The organism is Janthinobacterium sp. GW456P (assembly GCF_002127655.1).
Classification (GTDB): Bacteria; Pseudomonadota; Gammaproteobacteria; order Burkholderiales; family Burkholderiaceae_D; genus Janthinobacterium.
Map to the genome: position 1 here is coordinate 86551 of NZ_NEHB01000019.1, position 19978 is coordinate 106528.

15 protein-coding genes are annotated in these 19978 nt (G+C 66.5%); 8 read left to right on the forward strand and 7 right to left on the reverse strand.

The genetic code is table 11. The features are described from left to right. Positions 1 to 2: 2 nt before the first annotated feature. From CBW66_RS18225 to CBW66_RS18245, 4 genes are all read right to left on the reverse strand, one after another. Positions 3 to 2792, reverse strand: a complete 2790-nt coding sequence (locus CBW66_RS18225) for a winged helix-turn-helix domain-containing protein (RefSeq protein ID WP_086140786.1) — start codon at positions 2790 to 2792, stop codon at positions 3 to 5. 50 nt (positions 2793 to 2842) lie between these two features. Then, positions 2843 to 3685: a bifunctional diguanylate cyclase/phosphodiesterase gene (locus CBW66_RS18230; protein WP_086153652.1), complete on the reverse strand. Its 843-nt coding sequence runs from the start codon at positions 3683 to 3685 to the stop codon at positions 2843 to 2845. Between the two features lie 223 nt (positions 3686 to 3908). Then, entirely contained in the window at positions 3909 to 5507 is a 1599-nt protein-coding gene (locus CBW66_RS29705) for a methyl-accepting chemotaxis protein (RefSeq protein WP_276206285.1), read from the reverse strand. 345 nt (positions 5508 to 5852) lie between these two features. Continuing rightward, entirely contained in the window at positions 5853 to 7607 is a 1755-nt protein-coding gene (locus tag CBW66_RS18245; RefSeq protein ID WP_086140788.1) for a methyl-accepting chemotaxis protein, read from the reverse strand. A gap of 340 nt (positions 7608 to 7947) precedes the next feature. Here CBW66_RS18245 and CBW66_RS18250 point away from each other — a divergent pair, with 340 nt between their 5' ends. The 7 genes from CBW66_RS18250 (at position 7948) to CBW66_RS18280 (ending at position 16301) form a co-directional block, all read left to right on the forward strand. After that, positions 7948 to 8880 (forward strand): 5'-nucleotidase, encoded by a 933-nt coding sequence (locus CBW66_RS18250; RefSeq protein ID WP_086140789.1) that lies wholly within the window; start codon positions 7948 to 7950, stop codon positions 8878 to 8880. A gap of 221 nt (positions 8881 to 9101) precedes the next feature. After that, positions 9102 to 12545, forward strand: a complete 3444-nt coding sequence (gene mfd / locus CBW66_RS18255; protein WP_086140790.1) for a transcription-repair coupling factor — start codon at positions 9102 to 9104, stop codon at positions 12543 to 12545. Between the two features lie 55 nt (positions 12546 to 12600). Beyond that, positions 12601 to 13443, forward strand: a complete 843-nt coding sequence (gene serB, locus CBW66_RS18260) for a phosphoserine phosphatase SerB (protein ID WP_086140799.1) — start codon at positions 12601 to 12603, stop codon at positions 13441 to 13443. Between the two features lie 105 nt (positions 13444 to 13548). Then, positions 13549 to 14277, forward strand: a complete 729-nt coding sequence (locus CBW66_RS18265; RefSeq protein ID WP_139841806.1) for a nucleotidyltransferase domain-containing protein — start codon at positions 13549 to 13551, stop codon at positions 14275 to 14277. Next, positions 14274 to 15203 (forward strand): TIGR04222 domain-containing membrane protein, encoded by a 930-nt coding sequence (locus CBW66_RS18270; protein ID WP_086140792.1) that lies wholly within the window; start codon positions 14274 to 14276, stop codon positions 15201 to 15203. The genes CBW66_RS18265 and CBW66_RS18270 overlap by 4 nt, the downstream gene beginning before the upstream one ends. After that, positions 15193 to 16047, forward strand: a complete 855-nt coding sequence (locus tag CBW66_RS18275; protein ID WP_170933139.1) for a DUF692 family multinuclear iron-containing protein — start codon at positions 15193 to 15195, stop codon at positions 16045 to 16047. The genes CBW66_RS18270 and CBW66_RS18275 overlap by 11 nt, the downstream gene beginning before the upstream one ends. After that, positions 16044 to 16301 (forward strand): hypothetical protein, encoded by a 258-nt coding sequence (locus tag CBW66_RS18280; protein WP_086140794.1) that lies wholly within the window; start codon positions 16044 to 16046, stop codon positions 16299 to 16301. The genes CBW66_RS18275 and CBW66_RS18280 overlap by 4 nt, the downstream gene beginning before the upstream one ends. Positions 16302 to 16305: 4 nt before the next feature. Here the strand turns inward: CBW66_RS18280 and CBW66_RS18285 are convergent, their stop codons facing one another. Then, positions 16306 to 18171 carry a serine hydrolase gene (locus CBW66_RS18285; protein WP_170933140.1) on the reverse strand — a complete coding sequence of 622 codons (1866 nt, stop codon included), beginning with the start codon at positions 18169 to 18171 and terminating at the stop codon, positions 16306 to 16308. Positions 18172 to 18257: 86 nt separating this feature from the next. Between CBW66_RS18285 and CBW66_RS18290 the strand changes: the two genes are divergently transcribed. Continuing rightward, entirely contained in the window at positions 18258 to 18620 is a 363-nt protein-coding gene (locus CBW66_RS18290; protein WP_086140796.1) for a hypothetical protein, read from the forward strand. A gap of 36 nt (positions 18621 to 18656) precedes the next feature. On the opposite strand, the gene CBW66_RS18295 is transcribed toward CBW66_RS18290, so the two are convergent. Then, the gene (locus CBW66_RS18295) at positions 18657 to 19823 is read right to left on the reverse strand and encodes a cystathionine beta-lyase (RefSeq protein WP_086140797.1); all 1167 of its coding nucleotides are present in this window, start codon (positions 19821 to 19823) and stop codon (positions 18657 to 18659) included. A 37-nt stretch (positions 19824 to 19860) separates the two neighbouring features. Beyond that, a partial coding sequence (locus CBW66_RS18300; protein ID WP_139841733.1) for an integrase core domain-containing protein occupies positions 19861 to 19978 on the reverse strand: 118 nt, incomplete at its 5' end.

A 19978-nucleotide genomic window follows, 5' to 3' on the forward strand; every position in this document is an offset into this window, starting at 1 on the left:
CATCAAGCCAGCTGCGCCAGCAACCGGGCCAGCAAAGCTGCTGCCGCCATCACATCCGTGGTGTCGCGCCCCTGCCGGTAGCCGGCATGGACCGGGGCCAGCACGGCATGCGCGGCGGCGCCGTAGCCTTGCGCCTGCAGCACGGCCGCCAGGCTGGTGGCGCAGCGCAGCTCCCAGCCCGGCGCCTGCTGGCCCCGGGCCAGTTGCAGCGCTTCTTCGAGCTGCACGCGCACCGCTTCCAGGCCGGCCGCATCGTCTTGCGCCAGCGCCCGCCAGCGATGGTGCGCGTCGCGGCGCAGCACTTCCGGCGCGCTCCATGGCGCCAGGCCCGTGCGCGCGCGCCGCAGCGCCTGGCTATCGGCGGCCGCGTCGTGCAGAGTGGCCATCAAATCGATCTGTATCGGCCAGCTGCGCACGGAAGGCCAGGGAAATTCCGTCAGCGTATCGCCCGCGTCGAGCAGGCGCTGGTAGGCGGCGCCCCAGGCGCTCCAGTACAGCAAGCCATAGCGGGCCGCATGCTCGCACAGCAGGCAAGTCCATACATGCGCCAGTCCCCGCTGCCCGCACCACAGGGCGACGGGAATGGCATTGATGGCCAGCGCCACGCACAGCGTGACGCCATTGTGCTCGAAGCCCACCGTCACCGCCTCGCGCGCCAGCACCAGCGCGTCGTCGGGGCGGCCCTGCATCCACAGGCAGCGCGCCAGCGTGCCGCGCAGGCAAACCTTGTGATCGGCCAGCAAGGCATTGTTGAAGCCAAGCTGCCCGGCGCCCTCGGGATGCGCGAGCACCATGCGCGCCAGCGCCGCCGACTCAGCGTAGCGTCCGCGCAAATACTCGCCCGCCGAGCGCATGCGCGCCAGCACCAGTCGCATCGCCGTGTCGTCGCGCGCCTCGCACAGGAGGGCCAGCTGGGCCACGTAACTGTCGGCGCGCTGGAAATCGGCGAGCTGCAGGCTGCAGATCCACATGCCGCAAATCGCATCAAAGCGGCGGCTGCCGTCGTCCGTGCGCATGGCCAGCGCATAGCCGCGCTGGAACGAACGCAGCATGGTGCCGGTGACGCCCTGCGTATGCAGCAGCAGGTGCGCCTGCGAAGCATGCAGCTGCATCTCGCTGTCGGGGTCATCCACTGCCTGCGCGGCCATGCACTCGAGCGCCCGCTCGACGCGCACGCGGTATTCATCCATCAGCGACAGCTGATAGAACAGGGGTTGCGCGGCCAGGGTCAGAGCCACGCCCAGCGCCACGTCGCCCTCCTCGCCGAAGGCCCAGTCGATGGCGGCGCGCAGGTCATCCACATGGCGGCCGTAGCGCGCGCTCCAGTGGGCCGGCGGCATGCCCTCCCAGTCGGCGGCGATGCGTCCGGCCAGGCCCAGGCAATGGCGCGCATGGCGCCGCAGCACGGCGCTGGCGTCCCCGCCCGCGGCCAGCTGCGCGGCGGCATAGGCGCGCGTGGTGTCGAGCAGCCGGTAATACACGTGCTGGCAGCAAAATTCGATGCTGACGAGGGACTTGGCCGCCAGATCGGCCAGCGTGTCGAACACGTCGCAACCCGCCACGGCGCTGGCCGACTCCAGGCGGAAGCGGCTCTTGAACACGCTCAACGCCTGCAGCACCTTGCGCTCTTGCGCGTCGAGCAGGCAGTAGCTCCAGTCCAGGGTGGCGCGCAGGGTCTGGTGCCGCAAGGGCATGTTGCGCGCCCCGCGCGTGAGCAAGCGAAAGCGGTCGTCGAGCTGGCGGCGCAATTCATGCAAGCCGAAATGGCCGATGCGCCCGGCCGCCAGCTCCAGCGCCAGCGGGATGCCGTCGAGCCGCCGGCAAATATCCACCACCACGGGCACATCGGCGTCGGCCAGCACGAAAGCATCGTCGACGGCCGCGCAGCGTTCGCAAAACAGCTGCACCGCGGCGAAATGCCGGGCTGCCGCCGCATCGGGCGCGGCATCGGCCGGAGGCAATTCCAGCGCGGGCAGGCGCTGCAGCTGCTCGCTGGTGATGCGCAGCGGCTCGCGGCTGGTGGCCAGCACGTGCAGCAAGGGCGCGCCCTTGAGCAAGGCGTCGGCCAGCATGGCGGCCGCGCCGATCACGTGCTCGCAGTTATCGAGCACGATCAGCATGTGGCGCGGGCGCAGGTAGGCCAACAGGACCGGCATGGCGTCGCCGGCCGGCACCGCCACCCCCAGCGCCGTGGCCAGCGCCAGCGGCACCAGGCGGGCCTCGTCCAGCGGCGCCAGATCGACGAAACACACGCCATCGGCATAGCGGCGCAGCACGCGCGTGGCCAGGACGACAGCCAGCGTGGTCTTGCCGATGCCACCTGGACCGGCAATGCACAGCAGGCGCAATTGCAGCAGCTGGTTGGCCATCGTTTGCAGCGCCTCGGCGCGGCCCAGCATGCGCGTCAGCATGACGGGCAGGTTGTGCCGCGGCTCGACGCCCGCCGTTCCGGGCGCCGGCTGGCCCGTGTGCGCCAGCGGCGCCAGGAAGCCATAGCCGCGCCCGGGAATGGTGGTGATGTAGCGCTGGCCATCGCGGCCATCGCCGAGCGCCTTGCGCAGCGCCGCCAGGTGCACGCGCAAGGTCGCGTCGTCGACCACGGCATTGGGCCAGACGATGGCTACCAGTTCATGCTTGTCGACGATGTCGCCGGCGCGCTCCAGCAGGGCCAGCAGCAAGTCCATGGCCCGGCTGCCCAGGCGCAGCGCGCGATCGCCCTCGAACAGCACGCGTTCTAGCGGCAAAAGGCGAAACGGGCCGAAGACATAGGCCGGGACGGGACTGTTTATCATTCTTGCGTGGGGGAGAAGTGTTAAAGCATGCGGCTTGCAGTGGCCATATTTTACTGAGCATCCACGCCAGGCCGCATGGCGCCATGTTTCGGCACTGTTACAAGGCCGGCCGGCGCGCCGTCGGCCAGCAGTGCGGCCACGTCGGCCGCGGACGCCGGGCGGTGCAGGTAAAAGCCCTGCACCTGGGGACAGCCCAGCCGCCGCAGCCGCGCCAGCTGCTCGCCGTTTTCCACGCCTTCGGCCAGCACCTGCAAGCCCAGGCCGCGCGCCAGCGCAATGGTCGAGGCGACGATCACAGTGTCACTATCTGCGCTGCCCAGGTCGCGGATGAAGCAGCGGTCGATCTTGATGGTGTGAATCGGCAGCATCCTGACATGGCTGAGCCCCGCATGGCCGGTGCCATAGTCATCGAGCGAAATGGCCAGGCCCAGCGCGCGCAGCCGGCGCAAGACCTGCGTCGCCTGCGCCATGTCGTCGATGCAGCAGCTTTCCGTCACTTCCAGCTCCAGCAGGCCAGGCGCGATGGCGTGCCGCCGCAGGCAGCGCAGCACGAAGTCCGGCAAGTGCGCCTGGCACAGCTGGCGCGCCGAGACATTCACCGCGACAGGCACCAAGGGCAGGCCCGCCGCGCGCCACTGCGCCAGCTGGCGGCAGGCGGCATCGATCCCCCAGTTGCCCAGCGCGACGATGGCGTCAGTCTGCTCGGCCATGCCGATGAATGCATTCGGGTAGATCAGGCCGTGGCGCGGGTGGTCCCAGCGCAGCAGCGCTTCCAGGCCCACCAGACGCAGTTGCGCCGTATCAAACTTGCCCTGGTAGTGAAAACAGAATTCGCCATCGCCGATGGCGCTGTCCAGGCGCGCCCGCAGCTCCCGGCTGCGCGCCGACGCCATGCGCGTGCCGCCGCGCGCATTCAGCGNAGGCGCGTCCCCCCCCCCCCTTTCACCCCCCGCCACAGCATGGCGCAGCCCGGCGCCAGCGCCGCCAGTCCCGCCAGCGCCACGTGACGCGGCTGCGCATCGTCCAGCCAGATGCCCAACGGCAGGCAGACGGCCAGCGCAGCGCACAGCAGCGCCCGCGCGCGCGGGCCGTGCCAGAACCTTGCCAGGCGCGCCACTAGGCCAGCAGGCGCGGCACGGCCGGCGCGCTCCGGCGCGGCAAGGCGTGCGCCGGCCCCTGCTGCAGGCGAAACACGCTGACCACCTGCAGCAGGTTCGCCGCCTCGCCTTCCAGCGATTGCGACGCGGCCGCAGCCTCCTCCACCAGGGCGGCGTTCTGCTGCGTCACTTCGTCCATCTGCACGACGGCCTGGCTGACCTGGCCGATGCCCGTGCTTTGCTCGGCGCTGGCAGCCGTGATGTCGGCCACCATCTGGCTCACGCGCCCCACGGCCGCCACCACTTCCCGCATGGTGGCGCCGGCCTGTGCGACCAGGGCCGCGCCCGCGTCGACCTGCTGGGTGGAATTGGCGATCAGGGCGCGGATATCGCGCGCCGCCGCCGCGCTGCGCTGCGCCAGGCTGCGCACTTCCGTTGCCACGACGGCAAAGCCGCGCCCCTGCTCGCCCGCGCGCGCCGCTTCCACGGCCGCGTTCAGGGCCAGGATATTCGTCTGGAAGGCCAGCATGTCGATCACGCCGATGATGTCGGCAATCTGCGCCGACGACGCGCTGATGGCGTCCATGGTGTGGATCACCTGGCCCACGGCTTGCCCGCCGGCGCCGGCGATGTTCGCCGCCTCGACAGCCAGGATGCTGGCATGGCGGGCATTGTCCGCGTTCTGCTGCACGGTGGAGCTGAGCTCCTCCATGGCCGACGCGGTCTGTTCGAGCGAACTGGCCTGCTCCTCGGTGCGCGACGACAGGTCGCTATTGCCGGCCGCGATCTGCGACGAGGCCGTGGCGATGGTGTCGGTGCCGCTGCGTACCCGCTGCACGATCTCGAGCAGGTTGCCGTTCATGATGCACAGCGCGTCGAGCAGCTTGCCCGTTTCATCGCCGCCGTGGCGGCCGAAGGTCGATGTCAGGTCGCCGGCGGCCACGGTCTGCGCCACGGTCAATGCATGGCGCAACGGATGGACGATGCTGCGCGTGACCAGCCATGCCGTCACCAGCGAGAAGCCGATGGCCAGGGCGCTCAGCGCCAGCATCATGGTGCGCGCCGACAGATATTCTGCGTGCACCTGGGCGCCCGCCTCTTCCATGCGGTCGTGCTGGTATGTGATCAAGGTTTCCAGCGCCGCCATGTAGCGCAGCTGGTCGTTGCGCACGATACCCAGCATCAGCTCCGCCGCCTCGTCGCGCGCATCGGCCTCGAGCAGGGCCAGCACCCTGTCGCGGCCCTCGTTGAAGGTGGTGCGCGCCTGCGTCACGGCCGCCATCAGCGCGCGTCCCTGCTGCGACAGCACGATGCGTTCGAGCTGCGCCAGGCGCTGCTCCGTCTCCGCGCCCGCCTTGGCGATGCTCGCGCGCTCCTGCGCCAGTTGCTGCGGCTCCGTCATCAGCAGCAGGTTGCGCGAGGAGCGCGCGATGATGTTGACATTCTTGATGATGTCGTTGGCCAGCACGGTTTTCGGATATTTGTCATCGATCACGTCGCGCATGCGCAGCTCCAGGCTGGACAGGCGCAACATGCCCAGCGCGGCAGTCGCCAGCAGCAGCAAGGTCAACAACGCAAAGGAGCAGCGCAGGCGCGTGCCGATTTTCATATTTGCCATCTTTATTCGCATCCTTCAATGTGGTGCATCGGTCACCGCGCCGGGCTCGCATGCAAGGCTGACGGCAATGGCTGCCGCCTGCCACGAATGGCTGGACGCAGCAGGCGGAGGGGTCAGCCGGGATGTGGCCGAGGCGGGAACAAGGGTGGTACGGCAGGCAGTGTGAGTTATCTCACAAGCAATGTCGCGTTAAGTTTTGAAAAGATTTGCTTAGATGACAAAACAGCTATTTTTATAACGCTGTTTTTTTGGTAAGTAGTAACCGCAGTGCGCGCTTGTGCGCACATGCAAAAACGGCCGCACAGGGCGGCCGTCCGGTCAGCGCATCGTGGCGCCGTCAATCCGTCAGAACACTTCCCACTCGTCGTCGCGCGGTGCGCTCTGGCGCTGGGACGGCACGGCGCGCAAGGCCGGGCGGCCCGGGTTGGGGCGTGATGCGGGAGGCGATGCCGGCGCCGGTGCGGGACGCTTGGGCGCGGCGCTGGCCACCGCGGCGCGCGCGACCGGCGCCTGTACGCCATCGAGCTTGAAGACGCTGACCACCTCGGCCAGCTGGCCAGATTGCTCCTGCAGCGATTCGGCCGCGGCGGCCGCCTCTTCCACCAGGGCCGCGTTTTGCTGCGTCACCTGGTCCATCTGGCCGATGGCCTGGTTGATCTGGTCGATGCCCGAGCTTTGCTCCTGCGTCGCCAGGCTGATCTCCGCCATGATGTCCGTGACGCGCTGCACGCTGGAGACGATTTCGGCCATCGTGCTGCCCGCCTCGGCCACCAGCTTGCTGCCCGTGTCGACGGCCACGACGGAGTCGCCGATCAGGGTCTTGATTTCCTTGGCCGCCGCCGCCGAACGTTGCGCCAGGTTGCGTACTTCCGTGGCGACGACGGCGAAACCGCGGCCCTGCTCGCCCGCGCGCGCCGCTTCCACGGCCGCATTCAGGGCCAGGATATTCGTCTGGAAGGCGATGCCGTCGATGACGGAAATGATGTCGACGATCTTGCGCGACGAGTCGTTGATGGCGTCCATGGTTTCGACCACCTTGCCCACCACGGCGCCGCCCTTCACCGCCACGCCCGAGGCGCTCAGCGCCAGCTGATTCGCTTGCTGGGCATTGTCGGCGTTCTGCCGCACGGTCGACGTCAGCTCTTCCATCGATGACGCCGTCTCTTCCAGCGAACTGGCCTGCTCTTCCGTGCGCGAGGACAGGTCCAGGTTGCCGCTGGCAATTTCCGACGACGCCGTGGCAATCGTCTCCGTGCCGCTGCGCACCTGGCCGACGATGCTGACCAGGCTGGAATTCATATCTTTGAGCGCCTGCAGCAGCTGGCCCGTTTCTTCTGTCGTGCGCACCTCGATATGGCTGGTCAGGTCGCCTGAGGCCACCGTTTGCGCCACTTTCACGGCCGAATTGATCGGCTGCGTGATGGCCCGCGTGATGTAGGCGGCGCAGCCGATGCCCAGCGCGGAAGCCAGCAAGCCGAGGATGACCATCAGGCTTTCCGAGCGGATCACGGCGGCGCTGCCTTCCTTGACGCTGGCATCGGCCACGCCGTTATTGAGCTTGATGATCTCGTTGAGCGTGCCTTCGGCCTTGCCGAACAGCGCGCGCGAATCCTGATACTGCTTGTAGAACGCCACGAACAGCTCTTTCTGCCGCGGCTCGTCGCGGTTGTCGGCCAGCTGGCGCAGGATGGCGCGCACCTTGTCGTCATCGCCCTTCCAGGCGGCCCATTCCTCCAGGAAGCGCTTCCACAGTACCGCTTCCTCGGGGGTTTGCGGCAGCGGCTCGTACAGCTTGCGGCCTGCCTCGATATTGCTCCAGGCCTTGGTGCGCAGCTGCAGCGCTTCCGCGAACTTGTCCTGTGCCTGGTAATTGTTTTCATAGATGGCGGCCGTCAGGGTGGCGGCGGCAACGGCCGTCTGGCCTTCGCTGATCATCATCAGGCCCTGGATCGACGGCAGGCGCACCACGCCGATCTCATTGACGGCACCGCCCACGGTGGCGATGCCCGTGTAGCCGCAGACGCCGACCACCAGCAGGGCCGCCATCATCACGGCGACAAGGGTCGCCAACTTCCATTTGATCAGTAAATTCTTAAACATGGCTAGGTCCTTTATTAGTCAAAACTGCTGCTGGCAAGGTTGAGGCTGGCATGTTCGGGTAGAACGGCTGACGCTTGTATAAAGGTGGCGGGGTTGGGGCGTACGCTTCGTTACAATTGGCGAGAATTCATAAGTGCAAGCATAGTGGAAAATACGCTCACTGGCTGCTGCATACTTGATACAAGACAATATTTCTTTCTTTACTGTGGCGTGCCTTGTACAGAAGTCGCCCGAATTGCCGCAATGTCATGCTTTAAGAGGGAAAAATCCTCGCGCGCCCCTATTGGCTACGCAGTTGATAGTCGTTTAAGATGAGTAACAAGCAAACAACAGGCAGACCATGGCTTATCCTATCGAACACAAACTGGTGATCGGGGTCGCTTCCAGCGCCCTGTTCGACCTGGCCGAATCGCACCAGGTCTACCTCGACAGCGGCCCCGAGGAATACCGCAAATACCAGGAAGCCCATATCGACACGGTCCTGCCGCGCGGCGTGGCCTTCCCCTTCATTCGCCGCTTCCTGAACATCAACAAGCACTATCCGCGCCAGTCGCCCGTGGAAGTGGTGCTGTTTTCGCGCAATTCGCCGGAAACGGGCTTGCGCGTCATGCATTCCATCGCCCACTACGGCCTGGATATCTCGCGCGCCGCCTTCATGACGGGCAAGTCGCCCTATCCTTACCTGCCCGCCTTCAACGCCTCGCTCTTCCTCAGCGCGAACGAGGACGACGTGCGCAGCGCGCTGGCCTGCGACTATCCGGCCGGTCTGGTGCTGCCGTCGCGCACGGAAGACGATGAAAATGACGAGGAACTGCGCGTGGCCTTCGATTTCGACGGCGTGATCGCCGACGACGAAGCGGAAACCGTGTTCAAGCGCAACAATGACGTCGATGAATTCCACGCCCATGAAACCCTGAACGTGGGCACGCCGCACCGTCCCGGCCCGCTGGCCGACCTGTTCCAGAAGCTGGCCACCATGCAGCGCCTGGAGGAAAAGGCGCAGCGGCGCGACCCCGGTTATAAAAAGATCCTGCGCATCGCCATCATCACGGCGCGCAACGCGCCTTCGCACGAACGGGTCGTGACGACCCTGAAAAGCTGGGGCGTGGCGGCCGACGAGACGTTTTTCCTCGGCGGCATGGACAAATCGCGCGTGCTGTCCGTGTTCAAGCCGCATATCTTCTTCGACGACCAGTTGAGCCACCTGAAATCGGCGGGCGGCACCATCCCGATGGTGCATGTCCCGTTCGGTATCGCGAATGTGCGCGCATGATAAAACCTGCTGCGCGTCGTGCTTTGCGGCCTGCGATGCTCACCGTACTAAAGTACGGTTGCGCTTCTTAGCCACAAATCACTGCCGCTCGCGACGGTTTTCTCAAGCGCGGAGATGAGGGCGATAGTCTATAATTCTGCCTGTCGGCGCCGTCACTGGCGGCGCTGTCCGCATCACAGCTGTTCCACTCAACTGCCTCTGCCACTAGTGTCATCGCCTGCATGTCCTTAGACTTAACGAAAGCCCTCCCCAAGCCCGGCAACCGCTACGCGCTGCCCGCCCTGTATGGTTCATCCGACGCCTATGCCCTGGCGCTGGCCGCGCTGGCATTGAAAGCGCGGGGCCAGATGCTGGCCGTGGTGGTGGCGCAGGCCAGCGACGGCCAGCGCCTGCTCGATGAAATTCCGTGGTTTGGCGGCAAGGAACTGCGCTGCCATCTGCTGCCGGACTGGGAAACCCTGCCCTACGACGCCTTTTCGCCGCACCAGGACCTGGTCTCCGAGCGCCTGGCCACCCTGCACGAAATCCAGACGCGCCAGTGCGACGTGCTGATCGTGCCGGCCACCACGGCGCTGGTGCGCCTGGCGCCGCCGTCGTTCCTGGCCGCCTACACCTTCTTCTTCAAGAAAGGCGAAAAGCTCGACGAGGCACGCCTGAAATCGCAGCTGACCCTGGCCGGCTACAGCCATGTGTCGCAAGTGATGTCGCCGGGCGAATACTCGGTGCGCGGCGGCCTGCTCGACCTGTTCCCCATGGGATCAAGCCTGCCCTACCGGCTCGACCTGTTCGGCGACACCATCGAGACCATCCGCACGTTTGACGCCGACACCCAGCGCTCGCTGTATCCGGTGCATGAAGTGCGCTTGCTGCCGGGCCGCGAATTTCCCATGGACGAAGCGGCACGCACCACCTTCCGCAACCGCTGGCGCGAACAGTTCGAGGGCGACCCGTCGCGCTCCGTCGTCTACAAGGACATCAGCAGCGGCATCGCCTCGGCCGGCATCGAATACTATCTGCCCCTGTTCTTCGAGCAGACGGCGACCCTGTTCGACTACCTGCCGCCCGACGCCTCGCTGGCCCTGGTGGGCGAGATCGACGCCGCCATCGGCCGCTTCTGGACCGACACGCAGTCGCGCTACCGCTTCCTGAAAGCGGACCGCGAGCGGCCGATTTTGCCGCCGGAATCGCTGTTTTTGTCCGACGAGCAGTTCTTCGGCCTGGCCAAGCCGTATGCGCGCCTGGCGCTCGCCAAAGCGAACGATGCGCTGGCCTCCGAACTGTCGGCGCCGATTCCCAACATTGCCGTCAACCGCCGCGCCGACGACCCGCTGGCCAACCTGCGCAGCTATTTGCTGCAAGCGGGCCGCCGCGTGATGATCTGCGCCGAATCGAACGGCCGCCGCGAAACCCTGCAGCAGTACTTCACTGAATACGACCTGCACCTGACACCGGTGGAAGGCAGCGACGGCTTTTTGCAGTCCGACGCCAAGCTGATGCTGGGCGTGGCGCCGCTGCACGCGGGTTTTGAACTGTTCACGCCGGACGGCAATGTCGCTTTCATCACGGAGACGGAACTGTATGCCGGTTCCGGCCGCCGCGTCGGCAGCAAGAAACAGGAAGGCGTGACGCAGGTCGAGTCGATGGTGCGCGACCTGTCCGAGCTGAAAATCGGCGACCCCGTCGTGCACATCAACCACGGCATCGGGCGCTACATGGGCCTGACCAGCATGGACCTGGGCGAAGGCGAGACGGAATTTTTGCACCTCGAGTACGCGAAGGATACCAAGCTGTATGTGCCCGTGTCGCAGCTGCATGTGATCTCGCGCTATTCGGGCGCCTCGCCGGAAGACGCGCCGCTGCACTCGCTCGGCTCGGGGCAGTGGGAAAAGGCCAAGAAACGCGCGGCCGAGCAGGTGCGCGACACGGCCGCCGAGCTGCTCAACCTGTACGCCCGCCGCGCGCTGCGCCAGGGTCACTCGTTCGAATTCTCGTCGCACGACTACCAGCGCTTCGCCGACAGCTTCGGCTTCGACGAGACGCCGGACCAGGCCGAGGCCATCCACAACGTCATCAAGGACATGACGTCCGGTAAGCCGATGGACCGCCTCGTCTGCGGCGACGTCGGCTTCGGCAAGACGGAAGTGGCGCTGCGCGCCGCCTTCATCGCCGTCATGGGCGGCAAGCAGGTGGCCATCCTGGCACCCACCACCCTGCTGGCCGAGCAGCATGCGCAAACCTTCGCTGACCGCTTCGCCGACTGGCCCGTGCGCATCGCGGAATTGTCGCGCTTCCGCACCGGCAAGGAGATCACGCAAGCGTTCAAGGGCATGGCCGACGGCACCATCGACATCGTCATCGGCACGCACAAGCTGCTGTCGGACGACGTCAAATTCACGCGCCTGGGCCTCGTCATCATCGACGAGGAACACCGGTTCGGCGTGCGCCAGAAGGAAGCCTTGAAAGCCTTGCGCGCGGAAGTGGACGTGCTGACCCTGACGGCCACGCCGATCCCGCGCACCCTGGGCATGGCGCTGGAAGGCTTGCGCGACTTTTCCATCATCGCCACGGCGCCGCAAAAGCGCCTGGCCATCAAGACTTTTGTCCGCAGCGAGGGCGAGGCCATCATCCGCGAAGCGTGCCTGCGCGAACTCAAGCGGGGCGGCCAGATCTACTTCCTGCACAACGAGGTGGAAACCATCGAGAACCGCCTGGCCATGCTGACGGAACTGCTGCCCGAGGCGCGCATCGCCGTGGCGCACGGCCAGATGCACGAACGCGACCTGGAAAAGGTCATGCGCGACTTCGTCGCCCAGCGCTTCAATATTTTGCTGTGCACGACGATCATCGAGACGGGCATCGACGTGCCGACGGCGAACACCATCATCATGCACCGCGCCGACAAGTTCGGCCTGGCGCAGCTGCACCAGCTGCGCGGCCGCGTGGGCCGTTCGCATCACCAGGCCTACGCCTACCTGCTGGTGCACGACGTGCAGGGCCTGACGAAACTGGCGCAGCGCCGGCTGGACGCCATCCAGCAGATGGAAGAACTGGGCAGCGGCTTTTACCTGGCCATGCACGACCTGGAAATCCGCGGCGCCGGCGAGGTGCTGGGCGAGAGCCAGTCGGGCGAGATGACGGAAATCGGCTTCCAGCTGTATTCGGACATGCTCAACGAAGCCGTGCGCTCGCTCAAAGCCGGCAAGGAGCCGGACCTGGCCGCGCCGCTGGCCTCGACCACCGAGATCAACCTGCACGTGCCGGCCTTGCTGCCCGCGGACTTCTGCGGCGACGTGCACGAACGCCTGTCGATCTACAAGCGCCTGGCCAATTGCGCCACGCAAGAGAAAATCGACGATATCCAGGAAGAGCTGATCGACCGCTTCGGCAAACTGCCCGACGCCGTCAAAGCCCTGGTCGAGACGCACCGCCTGCGCATCGCGGCGAAAACCGTGGGCATCGTCAAGATCGACGTGCATGGCGAGGCGGCCACGCTGCAATTCATGGCCAAGCCGCCCATCGACCCGATGCGCATCATCGGCTTGATCCAGAAGAACCGCCATATCAAGCTGCATGGCCAGGACAAGCTGAAAATCACGGCCGCCATGCCGGACCTGGCCGCGCGCGTGACACAGATCAAGACCACCATCAAGCAATTGACGGTGTAGACCATTTCGACCATTTATGCAGGCCTGACCCATGACCAATACCAAGACCATCACCATGAATCTTATCCTGCAGGGACTCGAAGGCGATAGCGCGCGCCTCGAACGCATCGCCGCGCTGGCCGCGCCCACGTCCGTCACGCGCCTCGGTCCGAATGCCGTGCGCTGCGAACAGATCGCCTATTCGCCCGCGCTGCGCCCCACCATCGAAGTGGCGGCCCATGCGGCGCAGCTGGACGCCACCTACATGATGGGCCAGCGTGAGCTCAGCGAATTCAAGCTCGTGGCGATGGACATGGATTCGACCCTGATCACCATCGAGTGCATCGATGAAATCGCCGACATGCAGGGCCTGAAACCGCAAGTGGCGGCCATCACGGAAGCGGCCATGCGCGGCGAACTCGATTTTGCCGCCAGCCTGAAGCAGCGCGTGGCCCTGCTCGAAGGCCTCGATGCGTCGGCCCTGCAGCGCGTCTACGACGAGCGCCTGAAGCTGTCGCTGGGTGCCGAGAAGATGCTGGCGGCCGTGCAGGCGGCCGGCCTGAAGACGCTGCTGGTGTCGGGTGGCTTTACCTTCTTCACGCAGCGCCTCAAGGAACGCCTGGGCCTCGACTACACGCACGCGAACGAACTGGAAATCGTCGACGGCAAGCTGACAGGCAAAGTCATAGGCGGTATCGTCGACGCGGAGGAAAAACAGCGCACGGTGGAACGCGTGTGCGCGGAGATGGGGATTGCGCCATCGCAGGCCATCGTCATGGGCGACGGCGCCAACGACTTGAAAATGATGGGCATCGCCGGCTTGTCCGTGGCCTTCCGCGCCAAGCCCGTGGTGCGCTCGCAGGCCGACGTGGCGCTGAACTTTGTGGGACTCGATGGCTTGCTCAACGTCTTGAGCTGAGTCGGGGCCAAGTTCGCGGCGCCAGACGGTGCGCGCACGATGGTATAAGTTTGCTATATTGCAAACTTATATTCACCCCGCCAGCCCACCGTGAAAGAACACCGCATGCCGCCACCGCTGCCAGAAGAAATACAACGCCACCTGGAGGTGTTTGTCGCCGCCGCGCAAACCACGTTTGGCACCGACCTGGCCGCCGCCGTGCTGTTTGGCTCGGCCGCCGACGGCCAGTTGCGCGCCACCTCCGACGTCAACCTGCTGTTGCTGCTCAAGCACTTCACGCCGCAGGCGGCCGACGCGCTGCGCGCTCCCTTGCGCCTGGCGCACGCCGCCATCGATTTGCAGGTGATGTTCCTGCTCGAAAGCGAATTGACGCAGGCCGCCGACGCCTTCGCCGTCAAGTTCGCCGACATCATCGCGCGCCACCGGGTCTTGCTGGGCAATGATCCTTTCGCCAGCCTGCACACCAGCCGCGACGCCGTGCTGCGCCGGCTGCGGCAAGTGCTGCTGAACCAGCAGCTGCGCATGCGCGAACGCTATATGCTCGTCAGCCTGAATGAAGAACAGCTGGCCGGCGCCATCGCCGACGCCGCCGGTCCCTTGCGCTCGGCCGCCGCCTCGCTGGCGCAGCTGGAGGGCAAGTCTGCGCTGTCCGGCAAGCAGGCGCTCGAAGCGTTTGTCGACCAGCTGGGCGAACCATCGCTGCACACCGCCCTGCAAGCCATGTCGGCGGCGCGCGAAACGGCGCGCCTGGCGCCGGGGCAAGCGCTGCCCGCCTTCGCAGGCCTGATGACGATTACCGAACGCCTGCGCGAACACGCGGAGCAGATGCGGTGAACGGCGCGAATCCGTTTGACTGGACCGGGCCGTGGTTCCTGCTGGCCTACCTGATCTTCGCCCTGCTCGTGTACTACGGCGTGCGCGAGCTGCTGATCCGCCAGGAAGTGCGCAATCCGCACGCCCAGCTGTCGCTCGCCGACGATCCCTACCGCATCGCCTTCCTGCGCGGCGGCGCGCTCGAAGCCGTGAAGATCGCCGCCATCGTGCTGGTCGACCGCGGCTTGCTGCGCGCCGACGGCCCGCTGCTCGAAACGGCCAGCGCCGACAGCCTGCGCTTCGCCAGCCACGACATCGAACGCGACGTGCTGCGGCTGTACCTGGGCCGCCAGGGCCACAGCAGGGAACTGGCCGTGCAGGCCGAGATGCTGCCATCGTGCCGCGCCTACCAGGAGACCTTGACGCAGCAGGAATTGCTGGTCGGCCCGCCGCTGCTGCGCCGGCGCGAACGCCTCACCTGGGCCGCGCACTGGCTGCTGGTGACGGTGGCGGGCGCCAAGGCCGTCATCGCCATCAGCCGCCAGCACTACAACCTGCTGTTCCTGGCAATCCTGCTGGCGATTTTTCTCCTCATGCTGCGCGGCCTGCGCACCCAGGCGACCAGCTGGAGCGCGCAGCGGCTGCTGACCGACTTGCGCATGCTGTTTGGCCGCCTGAACATGCGCTCGGCGCGCCTGCAGGCGGGCAGCAGCAGCGCCGACATGGCACTGCTGGCCGCCATCTTCGGCATAGGCGCCCTGCCCTTGTCCGTGTACGCGTATGTCGCCGGGCTGTACCCTGCGCCTCGGCACAGCACCGGCGGCGACTCGTCGTCCGGCGGCACGGGTGACTCGGGCGGCTCTTCATCGGGCGGCGACGGCGGCGGCGGTGACGGCGGCGGCAGCGGCTGTGGCGGTTGCGGCGGTGGCGGCGGCTGTGGCAGTTAGGCAGGAAAGCGCGCGCGACCGTGTCGGCCTGGGCTGGCGCGGCGAACTGGCGGCCGGCATCCTGTCCCATCTGGCGCGGATCGACGTGCTGGAAGTGATCGCCGACGATTATTACCATGCCTCGCGCGCCGGCATCGCCGCCCTGCGGCGCCTGGCGCGCCAGGTGCCCGTCAGCCTGCACGGCGTGGGCATGGGGCTGGCCTCGACGATACCCGCCGAGCCGCGCCGCCTGCAGGCGATGGCGCGCCTGATGAAGGCGGTGCAGGCGGAATCGTGGTCCGAGCACCTGAGCTTTGTGCGTGCCGGCGGCGTGGAAATCGGCCACCTGGCGGCGCCGCCGCGCACGCCGCGCAGCGCCGCCGGCGCCATCGCCAATATCGCGCTGGCCACGCGCATCGTCGGCAGCGCGCCGCTGATGGAAAACATCGCCACCCTGGTGCTGCCGCCGGCCAGCACGCTGGACGAAGCCGAGTGGCTGGCGCAGATTATCCATGGCGCGCACGTGCCGCTGCTGCTGGACCTGCACAACCTGTATGCGAATGCCGTCAATGCGGGCGAGGTGCCGGAGGCTCTGCTGCTGCGCCTGCCCCTGGACAAGGTCGGCGCCGTGCACCTGAGCGGCGGCCACTGGATCGCTGCGCCGGGCGGCGGCCGGCGCCTGCTCGATGACCATCTGCACGACGTGCCGCCCGAAGTGTTCGCTTTATTGGCCGTGCTGGCGCGCCACGCGCCGCAACCGTTGACGGTGATCGTCGAACGCGACGGCAATTACCCGTCGTTCGAGCATGTGCTGGGCCAGCTGGAGCTGGCGCGCGCGGCCTTGCGCGCGGGGCGCAGGGCATGAGTTCCCCCGCGCTGGAAACCTACCTGGCCAGGCTGTACACGGACGACGCCGTGCGTGCCGCCTTCCTGCTCGCGCCCCGCGCGCAAGCCTTGCTGCACGGCTTGTCGCCGCAGGAAGCGGACGCGATGGCGGAGATGGACCGCGTCGGCCTGCAGATGGCGGCGGCCAGCTATCGCGCCAAGCGCCAGGCGCACGGCCGCGCCGCCAAGCCCGCGCAACGCTGGTGGCGCCGGCTGCTGCCGGGCTGGATCTGACGCCTTACAGCTGCCACAAGCGCAGCGGCAGCAGTCCCCACCAGGCCAGCACCAGCAGCAGTTGCAGGGCCGCCAGCAAGGCGACCCAATCCCATTTCGCCCACGAGCCCGCCTCGGCTGGCGTGCCGTGGCTACGCCAGCAGCGCGCCAGCCCGAATGCCGTTGCCAGCGGCAGCGCGCCCGTCGCCAGCGCCAGCAGCACGCTGGCGATGGTGACGTCGCCCAGGCGCAGATAGGACTGGAAATAGAAAAACGGCAGCGGCAAGAGCAGCGCCAGCAGCGACAGCAGGGGCACGAACAGATGGTCGCCCCGTCCCAGGCTGCGCAGCGCCGCGCGCCAGATGCCCACCACCAGCACGTACAGCAAGCCGCCAGCCCCCAGGGCCAGGCTGCCCCACAGCACCAGCATGCGCAGCATCGACGCGCGCTCATAGCTGCGCAAGCCGTCGCTGAGGACATGCTTGCCATCTTCCTGCATCAGCACATGCGACGCGGTGCTGCGGTCGCTGGCACGGAACAGCAAGCCGCCCACCGGTTCCAGCTCCTTCGGCTCGCCCTGGAACGGGATCAGGAACAGCGATTCGCCATCCCATTTGACGCGCGTAAATCCGAAGACGGCATCGACCCAGGCCATGCTGGCCATGGCGCTGGGCGACGGCACGTAGACGCCCTGCCAGTTTTCCACCGTGGGCGCGGGCGTGCCCTGCGGGGCCGGCGCGCGCAGGGGCAGTTCCAGGTCGCGCAGCAGCAGGCGGTTGAAGCGTTCATAGTCGGCTGCTTCCGCATCCGTGTTGAAGGCCACGAAGAAGGCGCTGTCCTGCTCCGGATAGATGCACAGCATGGCGCGAAAACCCACGGCCGTGCCAGGGTGGCAGGCGCCCACGACATTGTGGCGGTCGCGCACGGCCAGCGCCAGGCCGTGGCCCGTCGCCAGGCCCGCCTGCGCCGCATCCGTGCCGGCCGGTTCGGACAAGGCGCCCATCAGGGCCAGGTCGATGAACTGCGCGCCCTGCAGCTTGCCGTCCCCCATCAGGAACTGCGCCAGCTTGCCCATGTCGGCCGCCGTGGTGGTAAATTGCGCGGCCGGACGCAGGTACTGGGGCACGGCCGGCTGCGCCACGCCATGCTCGAAATAGCCCATGGCCAGGCGCGGGTCCGCATGCGGGCCTGTCTGGCTGACAAAGGCAAACGTGCTGTCCGCCAAGCCCAGCGGCTGCAGCAGCTGCGCATCGAGGTAGCGTTCATACGGCTGGCCCGTGACTCGTTCGATCACCATGCCCAGCAAGCCATAGCCCATGTTCGAGTAAGCGTAGCGGCTGCCGGGCCGCGTGCGCACGCGCAGCAGATTGCCGCCGCCGTCAAACGCCTCGGCCAGCGGCGTGTCCGGCGCCGGTTTCAGGCTGAATGCTTGCCAGAAGCGCACATTATCGAGGCCGGACGTATGCGCCAGCAGGTGGCGGATGCGCACGGGATCGCTGGCCAGCCACGGGTTTCGCACTGCCAGTTCCGGCAGCACCTGCTGCAGGGGCGTGTCGAGCGTGAGCCGGTCTTCGCTGATCAGGCGCAAGACGCCCAGCGCCAGCGCCACCTTGCCCACGGAGCCCACCTGCATGCGCGTATCGGCCTGCATGGGTACTTGCCTGGCGGCGTCGCGCAAGCCCGATGCACCGACTTTGACTGTGCCATCGGGCAAGACTTCGCTCCAGACGGCACCCGCCAGGCCCTCTTCCTTCAGGCCGGCGGCAAACTCCGCCTCGAGGGTAGGAGCGGCGGCATGGGCGGCAGTGGCGCATAGCAGCAAGGCCGGCACGGCGCGCCGCAGCCAGGACCTGGCGCGCGCGGCCAGGGTGGAATATCGATTTCGTTTCAACAATGTATTCTGCCTTTTTCCATGGACTGCGCTGCCTCGCCGCTTTGCTTGTTACAATTAAAAATTGCGCAACGACGGGAGCCTTCATGTCACAAGATATTATTTTGGATACCCAACTCCAGCAGACCAAGAACCTGGCCTGGTGGTTATACCTGATACATGGCGCCAGCTTCGTGTTTTCGCTGGGCGCGTTTTCCTTCATTCCGCTCATCATCAATTATGTGAAGCGGGACGAGGCGGCCGGAACCTTCGTGTACAGCCATCACAGCTGGATGATCCGTTCCTTCTGGTGGTATGCGGCCTGGATCGTCGTCGGCGCCCTCCTGTGGGTCACGCTGATCGGCATTCCGCTGGCCATCATCGTGTGGGGCGTGGCCTGGCTGTGGAAAGCCTACCGCCTGCTGCGCGGCTTCCTCGACCTGAACAACAACAAACCCGTGCCCATGTAGGCACTTGCGGGCAAGCCGACATGCTTGCCCCTACCGCTACATCGCCGCGAACGCCCGTTCGATATCGGCGATCAGATCCTGCGGATCTTCCAGCCCCACATTCAGGCGCACCAGCTGGCCCGGCAACTGCCAGCCCTTGCGCATGGCGGCGATGCGGTACGGCATCACCAGGCTGTTCGCGCCGCCCCAGCTATAACCAATCTTGAACAACTGCAAGGCATCGACGAAGCGGTCCGTCTGCGCCTCCGTGTAGCGGGCATCGAAGAGCACGGAAAACAGGCCGCCCGCCCCCGTGAAATCGCGCTGCCAGGTGGCGTGCCCGGGACAATCGGCGAAGGCCGGGTGCAGCACCGTGGCGATCTCGCTGCGTCCCTTGAGCCAGGCAGCGACCGCGCGCGCGCCCGCATCGTGGGCGTCGAAGCGCAGCTTCATGGTGGGCAAGCCGCGCAGCACCAGATAGGCATCGTCCGCTCCCACGCCCATGCCCAGTCGCATGTGCGCCTGCGCCAGACGCTCGTGCAGCGCCCGCTCGCGCGTGATCAGCGCGCCCATCAGCACGTCCGAGCCGCCCGACTGGTATTTCGTCAGCGCCTGCATGATGATGTCCACGCCCAGGTCGAAGCCGCGCAGGGCCAGGCCGGCCGACCAGGTGTTGTCCAGGGCGACGAGCACGCCACGCGCGTGGGCGGCCGCGCAGATGGCGGGCAAGTCCGGCACTTCCATCGTCACGGAACCCGGCGCTTCCGTCCAGATGAGTTTGGTGTTTGGCTGGATCAGCGCGGCGATCCCGGCGCCGATGAGCGGATCGTAATAGCGGGCCGTGATGCCGAAATCCTGTGCCAGCCAGCGTCCCAGTTCGCGGTTCGGGTTGTAGATATTTTCCGGCAATAACACGTCGTCGCCCGTCTTCAGCAAGGCAAAGTCCGCCATGGCGATGGCCGCCAGTCCCGACGGCGCCAGCAGGCAATATTTGCCCCCTTCGATCCCGGCCAGCCGCGCTTCCAGGGTGAACGTGGTGGGCGTGCCGTGCAAGCCGTAGGTATAGGCGTTCTTGTCTTTCCAGTCGCCCGAGCGCATGGCCGCCACGTCCTTGAACAGCACGGTCGACGCGTGATGGATGGCGTTGGGAAACGCGGCAAAGCCTTGCGGCGCCTGGTAATCGCTGTGGATCAGCGCGGTTTGCGGAGATTTGGGTGTGGTCATGGCGTCAGTGTCCAGTCCTAAAATAGGTTGACAGTATTTATTGCTGTAAAAACGCCCGATGCACCGCATCGGGCGTTTTGTATTTCAGCGCCGTATGCGGCCGTTCCTGGTTATAGATCCGCACCGATTGCGCCACCATTTTGCTCGCCTGTTTC